At 42.1% G+C, this 18427-nt stretch carries 15 protein-coding genes; 7 read left to right on the top strand and 8 right to left on the bottom strand.

Annotated features, from left to right (window positions below):
* Positions 1–109: 109 nt before the first annotated feature.
* Positions 110–1210 carry a uroporphyrinogen decarboxylase gene (gene hemE / locus ACO05V_RS07760; protein ID WP_421849261.1) on the top strand — a complete coding sequence of 367 codons (1101 nt, stop codon included), beginning with the start codon at positions 110–112 and terminating at the stop codon, positions 1208–1210.
* 71 nt (positions 1211–1281) lie between these two features.
* Here the strand turns inward: hemE and ACO05V_RS07755 are convergent, their stop codons facing one another.
* Positions 1282–1650 carry a hypothetical protein gene (locus tag ACO05V_RS07755; RefSeq protein ID WP_421849258.1) on the bottom strand — a complete coding sequence of 123 codons (369 nt, stop codon included), beginning with the start codon at positions 1648–1650 and terminating at the stop codon, positions 1282–1284.
* A gap of 178 nt (positions 1651–1828) precedes the next feature.
* Between ACO05V_RS07755 and ACO05V_RS07750 the strand changes: the two genes are divergently transcribed.
* Positions 1829–2167 carry a P-II family nitrogen regulator gene (locus tag ACO05V_RS07750; RefSeq protein ID WP_110577288.1) on the top strand — a complete coding sequence of 113 codons (339 nt, stop codon included), beginning with the start codon at positions 1829–1831 and terminating at the stop codon, positions 2165–2167.
* An 81-nt stretch (positions 2168–2248) separates the two neighbouring features.
* Here ACO05V_RS07750 and ACO05V_RS07745 read toward each other — a convergent pair whose 3' ends face one another.
* The 5 genes from ACO05V_RS07745 to ACO05V_RS07725 all read right to left on the bottom strand — a co-directional run bounded on the left by ACO05V_RS07745 (position 2249) and on the right by ACO05V_RS07725 (position 6646).
* Entirely contained in the window at positions 2249–2959 is a 711-nt protein-coding gene (locus ACO05V_RS07745; protein ID WP_421849255.1) for an ABC transporter permease, read from the bottom strand.
* 3 nt (positions 2960–2962) lie between these two features.
* The gene (locus tag ACO05V_RS07740; RefSeq protein ID WP_421849252.1) at positions 2963–3652 is read right to left on the bottom strand and encodes an ABC transporter permease; all 690 of its coding nucleotides are present in this window, start codon (positions 3650–3652) and stop codon (positions 2963–2965) included.
* Positions 3653–3727: 75 nt separating this feature from the next.
* On the bottom strand, positions 3728–4486 hold the full coding sequence (locus tag ACO05V_RS07735) for a transporter substrate-binding domain-containing protein (protein WP_421849249.1): 759 nt from the start codon (positions 4484–4486) through the stop codon (positions 3728–3730).
* 76 nt (positions 4487–4562) lie between these two features.
* On the bottom strand, positions 4563–5330 hold the full coding sequence (locus ACO05V_RS07730) for an ABC transporter ATP-binding protein (RefSeq protein WP_421849246.1): 768 nt from the start codon (positions 5328–5330) through the stop codon (positions 4563–4565).
* Positions 5331–5626: 296 nt separating this feature from the next.
* On the bottom strand, positions 5627–6646 hold the full coding sequence (locus tag ACO05V_RS07725; RefSeq protein WP_421849243.1) for a GlxA family transcriptional regulator: 1020 nt from the start codon (positions 6644–6646) through the stop codon (positions 5627–5629).
* Between the two features lie 313 nt (positions 6647–6959).
* Between ACO05V_RS07725 and ACO05V_RS07720 the strand changes: the two genes are divergently transcribed.
* From ACO05V_RS07720 to ACO05V_RS07705, 4 genes are all read left to right on the top strand, one after another.
* Positions 6960–11777, top strand: coding sequence for an NAD-glutamate dehydrogenase (locus ACO05V_RS07720; protein ID WP_421849240.1), 4818 nt, complete (start codon positions 6960–6962; stop codon positions 11775–11777).
* Positions 11778–11831: 54 nt separating this feature from the next.
* Positions 11832–13067 (top strand): aspartate aminotransferase family protein, encoded by a 1236-nt coding sequence (locus tag ACO05V_RS07715; RefSeq protein ID WP_421849237.1) that lies wholly within the window; start codon positions 11832–11834, stop codon positions 13065–13067.
* A 248-nt stretch (positions 13068–13315) separates the two neighbouring features.
* On the top strand, positions 13316–14464 hold the full coding sequence (locus ACO05V_RS07710; RefSeq protein ID WP_421849234.1) for a YjgN family protein: 1149 nt from the start codon (positions 13316–13318) through the stop codon (positions 14462–14464).
* Entirely contained in the window at positions 14464–15600 is a 1137-nt protein-coding gene (locus ACO05V_RS07705; RefSeq protein WP_421849230.1) for a M48 family metallopeptidase, read from the top strand. The genes ACO05V_RS07710 and ACO05V_RS07705 overlap by 1 nt, the downstream gene beginning before the upstream one ends.
* A gap of 70 nt (positions 15601–15670) precedes the next feature.
* On the opposite strand, the gene ACO05V_RS07700 is transcribed toward ACO05V_RS07705, so the two are convergent.
* Complete coding sequence (locus ACO05V_RS07700; RefSeq protein ID WP_421849227.1) at positions 15671–16531, bottom strand: PhzF family phenazine biosynthesis protein; 861 nt, start codon at positions 16529–16531, stop codon at positions 15671–15673.
* A gap of 213 nt (positions 16532–16744) precedes the next feature.
* Here ACO05V_RS07700 and sbmA point away from each other — a divergent pair, with 213 nt between their 5' ends.
* Entirely contained in the window at positions 16745–18019 is a 1275-nt protein-coding gene (gene sbmA, locus ACO05V_RS07695; protein ID WP_421849224.1) for a peptide antibiotic transporter SbmA, read from the top strand.
* Between the two features lie 124 nt (positions 18020–18143).
* Here sbmA and ACO05V_RS07690 read toward each other — a convergent pair whose 3' ends face one another.
* Positions 18144–18353 (bottom strand): hypothetical protein, encoded by a 210-nt coding sequence (locus ACO05V_RS07690; protein WP_421849220.1) that lies wholly within the window; start codon positions 18351–18353, stop codon positions 18144–18146.
* Positions 18354–18427: the final 74 nt, after the last annotated feature.

Genomic DNA, 18427 nt, shown 5'->3' with positions numbered 1-18427 from the left:
ATTATTAGCCTTTTCAACAACCATTTCATAAATTGTACTTATTCACTCTGCTTTTCCTGTCTAACTTAGGTAAAATGCGCCAACTGAAAATTCATATCGGAGAGTCTTAATGTTTCCAGAGCTCAAAAATGACCGCTTCTTGCGCGCATTACTCAAACAACCTGTCGATACAACACCTGTATGGATGATGAGACAAGCCGGGCGCTACTTACCAGAGTACCGTGCCAGCCGCGCCACAGCCGGAGACTTTTTGAGCCTTTGCAAAAACGATGCGTTCGCTTGCGAAGTAACACTTCAGCCACTTAAGCGCTACGACCTAGACGCTGCTATTTTGTTCTCTGACATACTTACTATTCCTGACGCGATGGGCTTAGGCTTGTATTTTGAAACGGGCGAAGGCCCTAAGTTCAGACACACGATTCGGAACAAAGCGGATGTGGACGCCATTCCTGTTACAACAGCGAACGACTTAGATTACGTAATGAAAGCAGTCACCACGATTCGCCATGCTTTGAATGGAGTGGTTCCGCTAATCGGTTTCTCTGGTAGCCCATGGACGTTGGCAACTTACATGGTCGAAGGTGGTTCTAGCAAAGACTTCCGTCACATCAAAGCGATGATGTATCGCTCTCCTGAGACCTTACACGCGTTATTAGACAAACTGGCTAAGTCTGTTACTGAATATCTAAATGGCCAAATATTAGCGGGCGCACAAGCACTACAAATTTTTGATACTTGGGGTGGCGTATTAAGCGGCCCAATGTACCAACAGTTCTCTTTGCTCTACATGAAGCAAATTCTAGACGGTCTTATTCGCGTACATGAAGGCAAAAGAATCCCTGTCATTATGTTCACCAAAAATGGCGGGCAATGGCTAGAAAACATGGCTGCAACGGGACCTGATGCACTTGGTTTAGATTGGACAACAGACATGGCAGAAGCTCGCGCCCGTGTTGGCGACAAAGTTGCACTACAGGGCAATATTGACCCTTGTGTTCTTTATGCAGACAAAGATGTCATAGAACGTGAAGTTGAAAACGTATTATCGGGATTCGGCACAGGCAGCGGTCATGTATTTAATCTTGGTCACGGCATTCATCAATTCGTCAATCCTGATCATCCAAAATATTTGATTGATGCGGTTCACGAGCTAGGACGAAAATATCACGAACCTAAATATGATGACTTAGATGAGTTGAATGGCCTTTAAAATAAGATAGCCATCAATAAATAGAGTTTTGTCACAAAGACCTTTACTCCCCAGCAAAGGTCTTTTAGCATTTACGCCACTAACGCTTCAAAGCCCTGCAAACACAACGCTTCGGCACTCTTATGCTGTTTTCTCCAAATACCATCTGATGCCATAATCAAACTATCGAAGGTCTCGTTTACATAACAACAAACGTGATCGACACCACGCCAGTCCAACCAAGATAAACGCCCTAATACACGCCCATTGGTAAGCGGAATTAAAACCAATCTAAGCTGTAAATTACTAGTCGCTCCATTAGCCTGATAACAAACTAAACTTTGTGGCGAAGACACACTAGATAACCGCACACCTGCCTGATGAGATAGTAAAGCGCCAATTTGAGCAAAAAAAGACTCAGAGCTCGCTCTAAAATACTCGTTTGATGTTATTTTTTTCATTTCAAGCACTCCATTCCTATGAAGATATGTACACTAAATGTAGATCATAATCATCGAGCCTGTGGCGACTTTTACAATAGAGTGGTATTTTTAGACTAAATAATGCTTTGAAATCTTTACTCGATGTTACAAGCACAGTAGTCGTGCAAGGATTTCTCAATTTGTATGGAGAAAAGAAATGAAATTAATTACGGCCATTGTTAAGCCTTTTAAACTGGATGAGGTGCGTGAAGCGCTTTCTGAAATTGGGATTAACGGCATTACCGTCACAGAAGTGAAGGGTTTTGGGCGCCAACGAGGCCATACAGAACTTTACCGTGGTGCAGAATATGTTGTCGACTTCCTACCAAAAGTAAAGCTAGAGCTTGCGGTGGAGACTGACCAAGTTGAACGCGCCATTGAAGCTATTCAGCATAGTGCGAATACAGGAAAAATTGGTGACGGTAAAATATTCGTTACTGCGCTAGAACAAATCATCCGCATTCGCACGGGTGAAACAGGCGCCGAAGCAATCTAAGCTATCGCCAAAACATCAAGACAATAAAAAAGAGGCTAATAAAAAGCCTCTTTTTTATTTAAGTACTAATGTCCCACAAAGCTAACCCTTGTCAGGAACCTTGATAGATAAAGTGCCCAAGTAGCGATTTTGACGCAGCTCTATTTGACGAAAAATCGCAATAATCACAATACTAATCACCAAATAGATAGCACCTGCCGCCAAGAAAATTTCCATCGGCGTATAGGTTCTTGCAATGATGGTTCGCGCCATACCTGTCAAATCCAAAATGGTAATGGTACTCGCCAGAGCACTGCCCTTTAACATCAAGATTATTTCGTTACCATAAGCTGGTAACACGATACCAAAAGCACGAGGCAATAAGACACGGCGGTACATTTGAACCTTCGTCATGCCAATTACTTTACATGCTTCCACTTCCCCTTGAGGAATTGCCTGAATCGCACCACGGAAGATCTCCGCCGTGTAAGCAGAGGTATTTAGCGTAAAGGCAATAATCGCACACCAGAAAGGCTCTCTCAGTATTGGCCATAAGAAACTTTCTCGTACTGCATCAAATTGAGATGCGCCGTAATACACTAAGAAAATCTGTACCAGCAGCGGTGTTCCACGAAAGAAAAATATATAAGCAAAAGGTATCGCTCGAATCCATGCTATGGGTGAAATTCTTGCTAGCGCAATCGGCAGGGCAAAGACACCACCCAACACAATTGAAATAAGCACTAACTGAAGACTGACCCAAGCTCCTTCGAGCAAACGAGGAAAATATTCAACAACAACCGAAAAATCCATACATTATCCCCTAGTCAAACCACGGCTCGCTCGTTTTTCCATATAGGAAACGAACACCATAGAGATAATGGTTAAAGCCAAATACATAAATGCTGCCACCAAATAAAACAGAAACGCCTGCTTGGTACTACTTACAGCAATATTTGCCTTACGCATAATATCGTCTAGCCCGACAACAGATACCAAAGCGGTATCTTTTAGCAAAACCAGAAATAAATTTCCTAGCCCAGGCAGTGCAATTCGCCATACCTGCGGCAAAATAATACGGTAGAATTTACGAACTGAGCCCATTCCTAAAGCGGTTGCCGCTTCATGTTGTCCTTTCGGAATAGATTGTAAAGCGCCACGAAACACTTCCGTTGCATAAGCACCAAACGTCAAACCTAACGCGGTAACACCAGCCGCAAATGCACCAACTTCAATATATTCGCCGTAGCCAAATAAACCGGCTATCGCCATCAAAACACTGGTGGCACCGAAATAAATAATAAGCACGGTTAGCAGCTCAGGAATACCACGAATAATTGTGGTGTAACCATTAGCGATCCATCGAATAACAGCAATAGAGGACAATTTAGCAGACGCACCTAATAATCCCAGAATCAAACCAACAAACAGCGAAGCCAGCGCTAGCTCTAAAGTAACAACAGCACCTTGCAGCAGCTGGTCACCGAATCCATGAAGATCAATCATAGTTTTTTCTCAGAGTAAGCTTAAAGTAGGTTTCTCGGCGCAACTGCGCCGAGAAACTCTAAGAAATATCTACACTTAGTAGATAGAGAACGGAAAGTATTTAGCATTGATTTTCTGATAAGTACCATCAGCCAAAATAGCATCTAGCGCTTTATTTAATTTCGCTTTCAGCTTGTCATCACCCTTACGAATAGCAATGGCAATATTGTCTGTTTTCATGAAAGCATCGCCTTTAAACTCAAATTTAGAACCGCTTTCTGATGTTTTCAACCAGTTGTAAGTTGGTAACTCATCAGATAGAACGATGTCTAAACGACCTGAAACAAGATCTAGATAAACGTTATCTTGGTTATCATAGAATTTTAAGTTGGCCTTACCTGTAAAGTTATCTTCAAGGTACTGTGCACCTAAAGTCGCACGCTGCGCGCCGATAGTTTTTCCGTCAAGCTTAGCAAGGTCAAATTTTTCACCAACGCGCCCCATGAAACGCAAGCCACCTGAGTAATATTTATTCGTGAAGTCAACGACCTTTAAACGATCCTCAGTAATAGACATAGACGCAATGATCGCATCGAATTTGCGCACTTTAAGGCCTGGAATCAAACCATCCCAATCCTGAGTTAGAATTTCGCAATCTGCTTCCATTTTTGCACACAATGCGCGAGCAATATCTACGTCAAAGCCTTGCGGCTTACCAGCAGAATCAATAAAGTTAAATGGTGCCCAAGCACCTTCTGTTACGAATCGAACTTTATCTGCGGCCTGTACAGAAACGGCTGACAATGCTGCTGTTAGCAACAACGCTGATCCCAAAACCATTTTTTTCAATTTCATTGCAATCCCCTTAGTATATTTGTTTATTTAATCATTTTTGCTTTTATAGTTTCTTGTTTGAATAACGAGATATTACCTAAAAAACACTGGATAAAAACGCCTTGCAGCGTTCTGATTTTGGAGCACCAAACACTTGATCTGGCGTACCTTTCTCTTCTACTTTACCCTGGTGTAAAAACACAACTTCACTGGAAACGTCACGAGCAAAGTTCATTTCGTGGGTTACTATAAGCATAGTACGCCCTTCTTCTGCTAAGTTACGCATAACAGTCAGCACTTCACCTACTAACTCAGGGTCTAGTGCTGATGTCGGCTCATCAAACAAAATGACTTGTGGGTCCATTGCCAGTGTTCTAGCGATGGCGACACGCTGCTGCTGGCCACCAGACAGCTGGTTAGGATACATATCCTTTTTCTCTGCGATACCAACCTTACGCAATAAATGCTCTGCATATTCAGCCACTTCGTGCTTAGGACGTTTCAAAACATGAAGCGGGCCTTCCATCACGTTCTGTAAGATCGTCATGTGCGGCCATAAATTGAAACTTTGAAAAACAAAACCAATCTGCTGACGCATTTGAGTAAGTTGCTTCATATTGTTAGCAACTAAACCAGACTCACCTTGAATTAAATCTAGCTTATTACCATTGAAAAGAATATCGCCCCGAGTGGGATTCTCAAGCAGGTTAACACAGCGTAAAAACGTACTTTTACCTGAGCCACTAGAACCAAGAATGGAAATAACGTCACCATCGTAAGCTTTTAGGGAAATCCCCTTTAACACCTCAATATCACCAAACGTTTTGTGGATATCAATGAGCTCTAACGCCGGGACTTTCGACATGTTTTATACCTTCTTTTATTTTATGAGAAACCATTTCACGACTACTGTGCTTGTCAATACTTTGTTAAAAATAGACTCGAAATGCTCATTTATAACCCATAAACTCCGCTTTCTCGTCTATTTTTGCCTCGTCTTGGCTTCGCTCGTCACGTCGTGCAAAGGTCTCTATGAACTTATTATTCTTACAGTAACAACAACGCAACTCTTAACTAGCATCTAGCTAATAAAACAATCAGCTTACGCAACCAAGCAGAATACAAGAATCACGCCAAAAACAATGTAACCCGTATTTTAAGTTACTTTTTCCAAAGTCGCCTCTTTTTCTTGTCTATTTGGACAGGGGCTGCGGTTTTATTGTTGATTTTATTACGCTCTTCTCTTGGCGTAATGCCAAAAAAACCTTTGTAGGTTGTACTAAAATGGGGCGCAGATCCAAATCCACACTCTACACCCACCTCGGTAATGGCTTTATCTGTTTGAATAATCAACTGCTTAGCGTGCTGTAAACGTAACTCTAGATAATAGCGCGACGGCACAATATCTAAATTACTTTTAAACAGCCGCTCTAGATGTCGCCTAGAAACCCCAACATGATAAGCAATATCGTCTGACGATAATGGCTCTTGAATATTGGCTTCCATCAGCTGAACCGCTTCAACAAGCTTGGGTTGACCTGAACCAATAAGAGCCTGAAGAGGAATTCTTTGCGGGTCTTCGTGTGTGCGGATTCGCTCACAAACAAATTGCTCAGAAATACTACTAGCTAGCGTCATACCATGCTGTTTGCCAATAAGAAAAAGCATCATATCCATCGCCGCCGTTCCACCACTGCAAGTATAACGATCTCTATCGACTTCAAAAAGGTGATTAGAAACGATCGTCTGTAAAAATTCATCTCGCAAGTTCGCCAAACTGCGCCAATGAATCGTTGCTCGATAACCATCTAACAGACCTGCTTTTGCTAATAAATAACTTCCTGTGCACACACCACCGAGTCCAACCTGCTTTTTTGCTTGTTTTTTTATCCAATTTTCTAAAGTTAGACTTTCGTTTTTTATCACTGGGGATGCGCCACAGACAAAAATCGCATCTAAATCATTCGGCGCGTCACTTGTCAGGTAATCTGAAACAGTTGTAACCCCCGTACTTGAAGGGATCTGCCTTTCTTCATGGCTAATAGTACAAAAAGAATAAAGCTCTTTTCCTGTCACCCAGTTCGCCATATGCAATGTTTCAATAGCGGAAGAAAAACCCAGCATAGAATAATGTGGCAAAAGCAAAAAACCGTATTTTAATGGCTTTTTGCTTGCCTGCATGATTTCTCTTGATGCGAATTCACTCTTGTACAAAATATTATCCTGCGAACTATAGACAAAAAAGGAGTTTATTTCGTTTAAAATGGATAACAAAGGTTTTTTTCGTATTGAGCAAGACTTTTTTAGTCCAATTAACCAGACATCACAACAATATGTCGCAATTAGATAAGTTTACAGCTATCAAAGGAGTGGAATTTTCATAATAATCATATCCAGAGTCCGAACTGAATACTTTCGTAAAATTGCACTACTAGCTTTTATTAAGAACGCAACTAGTTTTATTAAGAACACCACTCATGAGGGATGAGTTCTAATGACTGATTACAAAAAAAACGAATTAATCGAACGTGTTGAAGTTGAGATAAACGAAAACTTTAGCGCTGCAGAAGCCAATAACTTGATTCAACTTACCCACCTCTACTTCCAGGACTCTTTAACGGAAGATTTGGTCAATGAATCTATCGAAAACCTATACGGCACGATTATTTGCTTATGGGACTTTTTGCAACAACGCTCTTCTAACCAACCTAAGATTCGTGTGTACAACCCGAACTACGAGGAACACAGCTGGCAATCTACTCATACCGTTATCGAAATTCTAACGGATGACATGCCATTCCTTGTTTCATCTTTTAATATGTCACTCGTTAGACTGGGTCATACCATTCACCTAACAGCGCATCCAGTTGTTCCAGTTGATCGTACGAAAAAAGGCGAACTACAAGGAATCAATGCTTCTTCTACAGCTCAAGAAGCATTAATGCGATTTGAAATCGATCGCTTGTCAGATATCAATTTACTCGACGATATTAAAGAAGAGCTCCTTAAAACTTTAGTTGATGTAAAGAAAACCGTTGCTGATTGGCCAAAAATGAAAACCAATCTGAACGAAATTATCCGCGAGTCTGAGCAACTTGCTCACCTAAAAGGCAATGAAGAGCACCAAGAGATTTTGGACTTCTTACGCTGGGTAGAAAACGATCACTTCACCTTTATTGGATTCCGAGCGTATGACCTAGCAGTTGAAGGCGATGAAACTCACCTAAAACTAGTCGAAGGTTCCGGTCTAGGTACGTTCCGCGACATCAACAACAAAAAAGTAAAACGTGACATTGTTTTACAAGACAACCTTGCTAAATTAGCCATTGATAGCAGCAACATTCTCGTACTAACCAAATCGACAGCGGTTTCTACGGTTCATCGCCCTGTTCACCTTGATTACCTTGGCGTAAAACGCTTTGACAAAAAAGGCCATGTCATCGGTGAGTGGCGCTTCTTTGGTTTGTATTCTTCCGCGGCTTACATTGCTCGCTTGCAAGATGTTCCTCTGCTGCGTAAAAAGCTCAACGTCATTGTTGAAAAAGCCAATGTGGATCCAAACAGCCACAAGGGCAAAAACCTTAAACACATCCTAAACAGCTACCCTCGTGACGAGATGTTCCAAGCGCCAGTTGAAGAGCTTTTTAGCACCATAGAAAGCATTTTAGCCATTCAAGAGCGCCGCCAGTTACGAGTATTCTTGCGCAAGGATATCTACGGTCGTTTCCTAAACGCTTTGGTTTACGTGCCACGAGATCGTTACAACACCGAACTACGCATGAAGATGGAAGACATCTTGATGACGGCTTGTAACGGCACCAGCTCAGAATTCAACGTTCAGTTCTCGCAGCTAGTTTTGGCTCGTGTCAACTTCACTATTCAAATTGCCGACCCTAAACAAAGCCCAACCATCGACGCAGAAGACATTCAGCGTAAGATGCAAGATGCAATGAGCTCATGGGAAGACAAGCTACTAAGTGCGCTTCACAAGAGTCACGGTGAGGAAAATGGCAACGTCCTTTTCACTGACTACGTGCCATACTTACCAGCGGCTTACCGTGAAGACTTCTCGCCAAATGCCGCAGTATTGGATATAGAGCGCTTAAGCCAATTAGGTGGCGAAGGCGATATTTCGACCCATATTTATCGCCAAGTTGGCCAAACCAAAAACAATTACTTTTTCAAAGTATACGGCTCAGGTACTACGTTGATTTTGTCTGATGTATTGCCTATTTTGGAATGTATGGGATTGCGAGTACTAGAAGCTCGACCATACGAATTGGATCAAAATGGTGACGGCACGGCGAACACCTGGGTAGTGGAATTTGCCATCAGTGTCGATGCCGATATCAATCTTGAGAAAAACTCTCAACGTGAAGCGTTCCAAGATGCGTTCAATCAAGTCTTCAGCCGTCGCGTTGAAAACGATCGCTTTAACGCCTTGGTACTAAGCGCTTCCTTGACATGGCGCCAAGTGACCATGTTGCGAGCATTGACCAAGTACTTAATGCAACTACAAGTGCCTTTCTCTTTGCAGTACATGCAACAAACCCTTGAAAAGAATGCCGGCATTGCTCGTCTTCTAGTTCAACTTTTCGAACAACGCTTCGACCCTAGCTTAGAATCCAAACGCGAAGAAAAAGTACAAAAACTGCTCGAAAAAATCGATCTAGAACTAGATCAAGTCGCTAACTTGGACGAAGACCGCATTCTGAAACACTATCTATCTGTGATTCAGGCAATGTTGCGCACCAACTTCTACCAAGCAGGTGCTGAAGGCGAAGTGAAAGACTACGTTTCTTTCAAACTGGACCCTTCACAAATTCCAGCGGTACCACTTCCAAGACCGAAATTCGAAATTTTCGTTTATGCGCCTTGGGTAGAAGGCATCCACATGCGCGGTGGTAAAGTCGCTCGTGGTGGTCTGCGCTGGTCTGATCGTATGGAAGATTTCCGTACTGAAGTACTTGGCTTGGTAAAAGCCCAAATGGTGAAAAACGCCGTTATTGTTCCATCTGGAGCGAAAGGTGGTTTCGTTGCCAAACAACTCAAAAAGAATGCGTCACGCGAAGAAGTTCAAGCAGAAGTCATCCATTGCTACACCACTTTCATTAGCGGTTTGCTAGACATTACTGACAACCTAGTACAAAACGAAGTGGTTCCGCCACTATCCGTTCTTCGCTACGACGAAGACGACCCGTACCTAGTGGTTGCTGCCGATAAAGGCACCGCGACCTTCTCTGACTTAGCAAACAGCATTTCTGCGAAATATGGTTTCTGGTTAGGTGATGCGTTTGCTTCAGGTGGCTCTAACGGCTACGACCATAAGAAAATGGGCATCACAGCTCGCGGTGCTTGGGAATCGGTTAAACGCCAATTCAAAGAAATCGGCATCGATTGCCAAACAACCGATTTCACTACCGTTGGTATCGGCGACATGGCGGGCGATGTGTTTGGTAACGGCATGCTGTTGTCTAAACGCACTTGTTTGATCGCAGCCTTCAACCACATGCACATTTTTATCGACCCAACGCCAGATGTTGAAGCGTCTTTTGCTGAACGCGAACGCATGTTCAAGCTACCTCGATCTTCATGGGAAGACTACAACAAAGAGTTGATTTCAAAAGGCGGCGGTATCTTCAATCGTTCAGCGAAATCCATCCCAATTAATGCAGACATTCGAAAAGCATTGGGTATAGAAGGCAACATCAAATCCATGGCACCAACGGATTTGATCAATGCGATCTTAAAAGCACCTGTTGATCTACTTTGGAACGGCGGCATCGGCACCTATGTGAAATCCGAAAGCGAATCTCATGCAGATGTAGGAGACAGCGCAAACAATGGATTACGTGTAAATGGCAGAGAACTACGCTGCAAGATTGTTGGCGAAGGCGGCAACCTTGGTTTAACCCAACTTGGTCGTATCGAGTTCGCCCAAAAAGGCGGCCTAATAAGCACAGATGCGATCGATAACTCTGCGGGTGTAGACAGCTCGGATCACGAAGTAAACATCAAAATCCTACTAAACCGCGTGGTTGAAAACGGCGACTTGACCGAGAAGCAACGCAACAGCTTGCTTGCTGAAATGACAGACGAAGTGGGCAACTTAGTATTGCGCCATAACCGTGGACAAAGCCATGTATTGTCTCTTGCCAATGCACAAGCACAGGAACGTTTAACGGATCACTGGCGACTAATTCAATCGCTCGTAAAAGAAGGTCGTTTAGACCGTGAAATCGAATACTTACCAAGTGACGCACAAATCAAAAAACGCCTAAACAAAGGTCAAGGATTGACACGTCCTGAGATTTCGGTGCTACTCGCTTATTCAAAAATCAAATTGTCTGAGCAACTAGTAGAAGACGGTATTGGTGAAGACATTGATTTGACCACTCAAATCAATGAATACTTCCCAACACAGTTGACCAAACATTTCGGCGGCCAAATGGCGTCGCATCCGTTGATCCAAGAAATCATTGCCGGTCATGTTACCAATAATGTTGGCAACCGAATGGGACCGACATTCAGCACCTACATGCAAGAAGAGACCGGCGCATCTTCTTTAAACGTTGTGCGGGCTTACATGGCAGCAGAAGACATTTTTGGTATTCCGGCGCTATGGGATGCGATTAACGGGCTAGACTTCACTGCTTCTAATCCTGTGTTGAACAGCTTGCTGATTCGCATACAAGGGCTTCTAGAGCGCGCGACGCTTTGGCTATTACGTAACACTCGTGAGAGCTTGTCGATCCAACGTTTGAAAGACGCTTACAAACCTGGTGTCGAAGTCATTCGAGCCAATATGCAGGCGATTTTGACAGAATCTAGTCAAGCGCATTTGGCTGACATCGCGGCAAGCCTTGTCGAGCAAAATATTCCAGCCGAAGTAGCGGAAAGACTATCGTCTCTTCACTACCTATTCTACGGGTTAGATATTATCCGAGTTGCGGCAAATACCGAGACAGAAGTATTGGATGTTGCTCAAACCTACTTCGCGCTTGAAATGGACTTAGAACTTCATTGGTTGCGCCATAAAGTCACTGAGTTATCAGCTGAAGATATGTGGCAACGCCGTGCAAAAGCTGGTCTTGGCGATGAGATAGATAATAGCCTAAGAACCCTCACCCAAGAGGTTATTCAATCCAGTGCCGACATTAAGAAACTGGAACAACGTCTAACCCATTGGCGCGAATCAAATAATGACAGTATCCAGCATTATCGTGCGACATTCGGTGAAGTAAAAACCGAAAGTGAATTAACGCTTGCTATGGTAACTGTTGCTATTCGTGAATTGAGAAATCTGATATAAACCAACAGGCGGCTGCCTTTGCAGCCGCCTATTTTTAAGAGGTCTTTTTTTAAAATGGATAGAAAAGTGACACAACAAGTAACGAGAGCGACCTTTGATGAAGTGATGGTTCCTAACTACGCACCTTCTGCGATTATTCCAGTGCGTGGCGAAGGCTCTCGCGTATGGGACAAAGAAGGCAAAGAATACATCGATTTTGCAGGCGGCATTGCTGTTACTGCATTGGGTCATTCAAATCCTACTCTAGTCAATGTCATGCGTGAGCAAGCTGGGCAACTATGGCATTTGTCAAATACCATGACCAATGAGCCAGCGCTACGATTAGCTAAAAAATTGACTGAAAAGACCTTCGCTGACCGAGTTTTCTTTGCAAACAGCGGTGCAGAAGCCAACGAAGCTGCTTTTAAACTCGCTCGTCGTTACGCTTATGATCATTTTGGTCCAGAAAAACATGAAATAATCGCTTTTTACAAATCTTTCCACGGACGCACCTTATTCACAGTGTCTGTCGGTGGACAAGCAAAATATAAAGAAGGTTTTGAACCAACACCTGCTGGCATTAAGCATTGCGACTTCAATAACATTGAGCAGCTTAAAGCTCTTATGAGCGACAAAACCTGCGCCGTTGTTATGGAGCCTATTCAAGGTGAAGGTGGAATCATTCCAGCCGACATTGAATTTGCTAAACAAGTGCGTGAATTATGTGATCAATACAATGCGCTATTGGTTTATGACGAAGTACAATCTGGCGTAGGTCGAACTGGCACTTTCTTTGCTTACGAGCAATTCGGCGTTACGCCTGACGTCCTAACGACTGCAAAAGCACTAGGAAACGGCTTCCCTGTTAGCGCTATGCTAGCCACAGAAAAAGCCGCTAAAAGCTTAGCGTTCGGTACTCATGGTAGTACTTATGGCGGTAACCCAATGGCTTGCGCCATCGCGGAAGCTGTTATCGATATAGTCGACACGCCTGAAGTGTTAGGCGGTGTAGCGAAACGTCATGATTTATTTGTTGAAGGTCTAAAAGCCATTAATGAAAAATACCATGTCTTTAAAGATATTCGTGGCATGGGACTTCTAATCGGTGCCGAAGTGATTGATAGCCTTGCAGGTAAAGCCGGTGAGATTGTTAAAGCATCCGCTGAAGAAGGTCTATTTGTTCTTGTTGCGGGTCCAAACGTTCTACGTTTAGCGCCATCTTTGATTATCACTGAACAAGACATTTCAGATGGCCTTGCTCGACTAGATAAAGCTATCGCGATAGTGGTAGCTAACAACAAAGCTGCGTAAGCAATTAAGTACTAGATAGCATGTTCAAAAATCGGGCTTCGGTCCGATTTTTTTATCATTACATCCGCGAAAAAACTCTTACCTACTTTCCCTGACACCGCCTTTAAAAAGTAAATATGATTAAAAGTATTGAATAACACATACTCCTATGCACATCATCTTCATATTAAAGATTGAATAAAACTTAATATAACGATAATATCGCCGAAATTTTAAGATATATATCTGCATAAGAGGGTAAAAAGGAAATGACTCCACTTAAATTCAATGGATCTGGTTCAGAGTATTTCAAAATCTGGATAGTGAATATTCTGCTGACAATTATTACACTAGGTTTATATAGACCATGGGCTAAAGTTCGAACATTGCGCTACTTCTACGGCAATACAGAACTTGATAATGCAAACTTTGAATACCATGCAACGGGCAAACAACTGTTTGTCAGTTTCATCATTGCCGTTGCACTGCTTCTTGTATACTTGGTTATTGGCCAATTAAACCCAATATTAGGTCTCATCCTACCAATCGCCCTTCTTATTGCTTTACCTTGGATTATTTGGCGTTCAATGAAGTTTAACCTTAGTATGTCCAGCTACCGAAATGTACGCTTTGGCTTTAATGGTGAGCTTTCTGGATCTTATATCGTATTACTAGCTTATCCTATCGGAATGTTATTAGCCGCTATTGGTGCCGTATCTTTAGCCGGTTCAATTTCCTTTTGGCTAGCAGCTCTCTTAACCGTTATGGCTTACCCTGCTTATATTGCAATGACAACTAAAGTAGTCAACAGCTACATTTTCAATGGCATTCATTTTGGTCAAGGGAAAGTTAATAATAAACTTGAATTCAAGCCTTTTCTTATTATCTTTTTAAAGGCTACAGGTATTTCGTTGTTACTTGCCCTAGCTGCTGCAATCATTTTTGCTGGTATGGCTTACATGAGCATAAGCTCAAACCAAATTAATTCACTGATGCAAAACATCAGCAACCTAGGGCAAGGAGCAAGACCAAGCAGCTTAATTATTTATAGCTTGATAGCATTCTATGTCACACTTCTTCTCATTAGTATGTATGCGCTTGCTTATACAAAAGCAAACCAACGCGCATATCTTTTAAATGAAACCATACTAGACAATTCGATCACATTTGAATCGACACTCTCGACAAATAAATATTTTGGCGTTATGTTCACAAACCTATTACTACTTGTCTGCACTCTAGGTTTGGCTTATCCATGGACAGCAATACGTCTATATCGTTATTCAATCGAAAGTGTCAGTGTTCAAGCTGAGCAAGGCTTTGACAAATTCATCAGTACACAGAGTGATAACAAGGGCCCACTAGGAGAAGAGCTTGGTGATGCCTTTAATGCAGACGTTGGCGGTCTCGTTTTTTAATGATTAATGGGAAGCTTTATTTGGCAGGAAGTGCAAAATCCATTCCTGCCAAATTGCACATCTCTGAGGATGGTTTTCAGCTTTATACTGACGACCATCTTTCTATTAAAGGCAAACTTGATGAACTTGAAATATCCCACCGTCTAGGCAATATTGCACGCAAAATAACACTTAAAGATGGCAGCGTCTTTGAAACAAAAGCGAATGACGCAATAGACCAATCACTAAGAAAACAGACCAAATCCTCTCAATTCATGGTTTTTGTTCATCAATTAGAACAAAATCTGACTTTAGTGATTTTAAGTATTTTTATCATTGCTGGACTGTTTTTTTCAGGCATCAGATGGGGATTGCCAGCCGTTAGTCATGTTATTGCAGAAGCGCTACCCGATTCAGCCAATCAAATATTATCCAGCCATGCCTTGCAATTTTTAGACGCCAACATTTTAAAATCAAGCCAGCTACCCATATTACAGCAAGATAAAATTCGCCAACATTTTGAAAAAAATGTCGCGCCGCTTTATCAAGCAAATGATACACCACACTTTTCATTATATTTTCGTCGCTGGCCATTAAATGAAAAAGACAGTATCGCTAATGCATTAGCACTGCCTAATGGTAATATTATAATAACTGATCGTTTTGTCGAACTGACACAAAATCAAAGTGAAATGGATATAGTTTTACTGCATGAAATGGGTCATATTGTTGATAGACATGCCTTAAAAAAAGTCATCGAAGGCAGTATCATGACAGTTGCTTCGTCTTTGATATTGGGTGATGTCAGCTCTGTTGCTGATTTAGGTATTGGCGTTGGCTCATTTCTTGTCAGCAGCGTCTATTCTCGACATTATGAAGCTCAGGCAGACCAGTTTGCTTATGAACATGCCTTGACTGCGGGTATCCCCCCTTCAAGCTTGGGAGCCATATTAACAAGAATAGAACAAGATTCTATTGGTAGTATTGATCAAATACACGATGAGCCTGCGACTAGAATAGAAGAAAACAAAGAGGATAATAATTTATCCGATTTTCTATCAAGCCATCCAAGCTCTAATCTACGCATCAATATGGGAAAACATTATCAAGCATGTTTTGATAAAGGCATAACTAGCTGCCCTCCCCCTAAAAACTAACAATATCTATATAGAATTTTATTCTCCAATATCAAATAACCAAACAAGCTATATGTAACAATCATCTACATTAGCAGGTTAACATTACTCTTTTTAAAAACGCCCCTTCTCCACCAACTTGAACCTGGGTTAACGCGCCACTTTTTATTGTTAATTGAGTCACTAGACGCGACGGCATTTTCATTGCTCGACCTTGCTCAAAAACCATCTGCTGATAACCAAAGTGTCGATTCAAATAACACGCAAGCGCTCCGCTCGAGCTACCTGTCGCGGATTCTTCTGGAATACCAACGGCTGGTGCGAAGTTTCGGCAACTTGCCGTATAGATAGCCTCTGGTGGGTTCATTTCAAACACATGAAATCCGACACATTGATGCTGCTGACAGAAACGCGTTATCGCCTCACTATCAACTTCAAGACAATCCAACACGCCGTAGGGAACAGGAACCATAACATCAACCAATCCGGTCGACACAACCTGAATAGGCAAACCAAGTTGAGCAATAACCTGTGATCGGAGACCTAACATAGGGGCAATTTCTTCTGCGCTGTGCTCTGCCAACCAAACAGGCAAACTCTGACTCATCAAAACATCGCCATGCAACGCCACCTCGACAGATAAGATGCCTGCTTTTGTTTCTTGTTGATAGCTACCAGCCAAAATATGCTGAAAATAATGCAACAACCAAAATACCGCCAACGTGGCATGACCACAAAAATCCACTTCTACCGTTGGGGTGAAAAAAGACAACTCGAAATCCGCTGTATCACTTTGACTTACGAAGGCCGTTTCTGACACACCCACTTGCTTAGCTATGAATTGTTTCTGCACATCCGTTAACGTATCGGCATTTAAAACCACACCTGCTAAGTTTCCACCATGGCCAGCAATAGAAAAAGCTCTAACTAAATACACATCAACCCGTGTCATACTATTCCCTTATTGCTCCAATCCAGTAACCTCACAGCCAATTATAATCATAATGACGAATTATTAATGGGTTATCGTCTTTTTTGCTGATTCCTTAAGGGCTGTTTGATTGTGATTATCACTTGACTGGTTTAAGCTCCGATAAAGCGCCATTAAACAACCCTGCGTAAATCAATGGCTTATGAATTATTCAACTAATAGAGAAACTAAACCGTGTTTCAATCCTTCTTTCCAAACCCCAAGCTCTTTTTTCTTAGTTTTGCCCTATGGTCTATTTCATGCATATTGGCATGGTATTTTTTTGTCCAAGATTTTGGTGCCAGTTTGAGCTTAGGCTCATTGTTTGGTGTTCACTTTCCAGATGCATTAGCCGAAGGCGCTGATGCCGCGGCACAGGCCGCTTTCCAAGACGCACAAAAAACAGCCATTGATATTTGGTCATACCAATACATGATCCTTTGTTATCTATTGTTTGTCAGTTTCTGGGTAACTTACGGTGGTCAGAAATGGGCAAAATGGTCAGTACTTGGATCAGCACTCATTGTGTTTGTCACTTGGTTTCATGTTCAAGTGAGCGTGATGCTAAATAACTGGTATGGTAGCTTTTACGACTTAATACAAAAAGCACTATCTGATCCTGGCAAAATAACACTAGCGGATTTCTATGGTCAAATGGCGACGGTCACCCTGATTGTGGTGGTGTCAATCACAGTTTCTGTGTTGAATTTATTCTTTGTTAGCCATTATGTTTTTCGCTGGCGTACCGCAATGACCGAATATTACACAGCAAATTGGGAACGAGTTCGTCATATTGAAGGGGCATCTCAGCGTATCCAAGAAGACACAATGCGCTTCGCCTCGATCTTAAAAAGCCTTGGGGTGAATTTCTTAAACGCCATTATGACTTTAATCGCTTTTCTACCTATTCTATGGAGTCTGTCAGGTTATGTAACCACGCTGCCATTAATTGGTGAGATTCCACAGGCACTTGTCTTTGTCGCAATCACATGGTCCATTATTGGCACGATATTACTGGCTGTCGCTGGTATCCGTTTACCAGGATTAGAATTCAAAAACCAACGGGTAGAAGCGGCTTACCGTAAAGAGCTTGTCTATGGTGAAGATAATGAAGACAGAGCCAATCCGATCACCTTAAGTGAATTGTTTCTCAATGTAAGAAAAAATTACTTCCGTTTGTATTTTAACTACTTGTACTTTAACGTCATTCGGTATGGCTACCTAAGTATTGGTCAGTTTATTCCATTCATTGTTTTGGGCCCTTCTATCGTCGCTGGTGCTTTAACATTTGGTATTATGCAACGTGTAATCAATGCGTTTAATCAGGTAGAGAATTCGTTTCAATACTTAATTAACTCTTGGACAACCATCGTAGAATTACTATCTATCTACAAACGTCTCAAAGCTTTTGAAGCAGTAATTAAAGAACAACCATTATCCGAAGAAGAGCAGCGCTTAATAAATAAGTAAATAAATAAGTCTAAGCTCTACTTCGTTCCAGTCAGAGAACAAAAAGCCCCGCTGAGTACTTTGAAAATACTCAGCGGGGCTTTTTAATTATTAAACGTATTTCAAGGGCAACCAAACACAGCTATCAAACATTAATATTGATATTTTGTCCTAGGTTATCCGTTGTGGCTTGTGGGCCGCTACTCGCTACAGGAGTGACGTTTTTTGTCGCTTCTTGAAGTAACTCAAGGTTTTGCTTCCCTTGCTGTTCCTGTGCGGCTTTGGCTAGATTTGCGCTATAAACTTCACTGGCATAATCCATTGCAGGACTACTTAAACCATTAATGCTTGGCATTTTGCCCCCTTAATTATCTATCTTGGGTTCGTAGTAATGATTTTAGACGAACACTTTTTACTTACATCTTCCGT

The organism is Marinomonas sp. (assembly GCF_965225885.1).
GTDB lineage: Bacteria > Pseudomonadota > Gammaproteobacteria > Pseudomonadales > Marinomonadaceae > Marinomonas.
This window is presented reverse-complemented; position numbering and strand designations above follow the sequence as displayed.

Excerpts from the sequence above, each read along its gene's own strand:
- hemE (WP_421849261.1), top strand. The coding sequence starts at position 110 with ATGTTTCCAGAGCTCAAAAATGACCGCTTCTTGCGCGCATTACTCAAA.
- ACO05V_RS07755 (WP_421849258.1), bottom strand. The coding sequence starts at position 1,650 with ATGAAAAAAATAACATCAAACGAGTATTTTAGAGCGAGCTCTGAGTCT.
- ACO05V_RS07750 (WP_110577288.1), top strand. The coding sequence starts at position 1,829 with ATGAAATTAATTACGGCCATTGTTAAGCCTTTTAAACTGGATGAGGTG.
- ACO05V_RS07745 (WP_421849255.1), bottom strand. The coding sequence starts at position 2,959 with ATGGATTTTTCGGTTGTTGTTGAATATTTTCCTCGTTTGCTCGAAGGA.
- ACO05V_RS07740 (WP_421849252.1), bottom strand. The coding sequence starts at position 3,652 with ATGATTGATCTTCATGGATTCGGTGACCAGCTGCTGCAAGGTGCTGTT.
- ACO05V_RS07735 (WP_421849249.1), bottom strand. The coding sequence starts at position 4,486 with ATGAAATTGAAAAAAATGGTTTTGGGATCAGCGTTGTTGCTAACAGCA.
- ACO05V_RS07730 (WP_421849246.1), bottom strand. The coding sequence starts at position 5,330 with ATGTCGAAAGTCCCGGCGTTAGAGCTCATTGATATCCACAAAACGTTT.
- ACO05V_RS07725 (WP_421849243.1), bottom strand. The coding sequence starts at position 6,646 with ATGCAGGCAAGCAAAAAGCCATTAAAATACGGTTTTTTGCTTTTGCCA.
- ACO05V_RS07720 (WP_421849240.1), top strand. The coding sequence starts at position 6,960 with ATGACTGATTACAAAAAAAACGAATTAATCGAACGTGTTGAAGTTGAG.
- ACO05V_RS07715 (WP_421849237.1), top strand. The coding sequence starts at position 11,832 with ATGGATAGAAAAGTGACACAACAAGTAACGAGAGCGACCTTTGATGAA.
- ACO05V_RS07710 (WP_421849234.1), top strand. The coding sequence starts at position 13,316 with ATGACTCCACTTAAATTCAATGGATCTGGTTCAGAGTATTTCAAAATC.
- ACO05V_RS07705 (WP_421849230.1), top strand. The coding sequence starts at position 14,464 with ATGATTAATGGGAAGCTTTATTTGGCAGGAAGTGCAAAATCCATTCCT.
- ACO05V_RS07700 (WP_421849227.1), bottom strand. The coding sequence starts at position 16,531 with ATGACACGGGTTGATGTGTATTTAGTTAGAGCTTTTTCTATTGCTGGC.
- ACO05V_RS07690 (WP_421849220.1), bottom strand. The coding sequence starts at position 18,353 with ATGCCAAGCATTAATGGTTTAAGTAGTCCTGCAATGGATTATGCCAGT.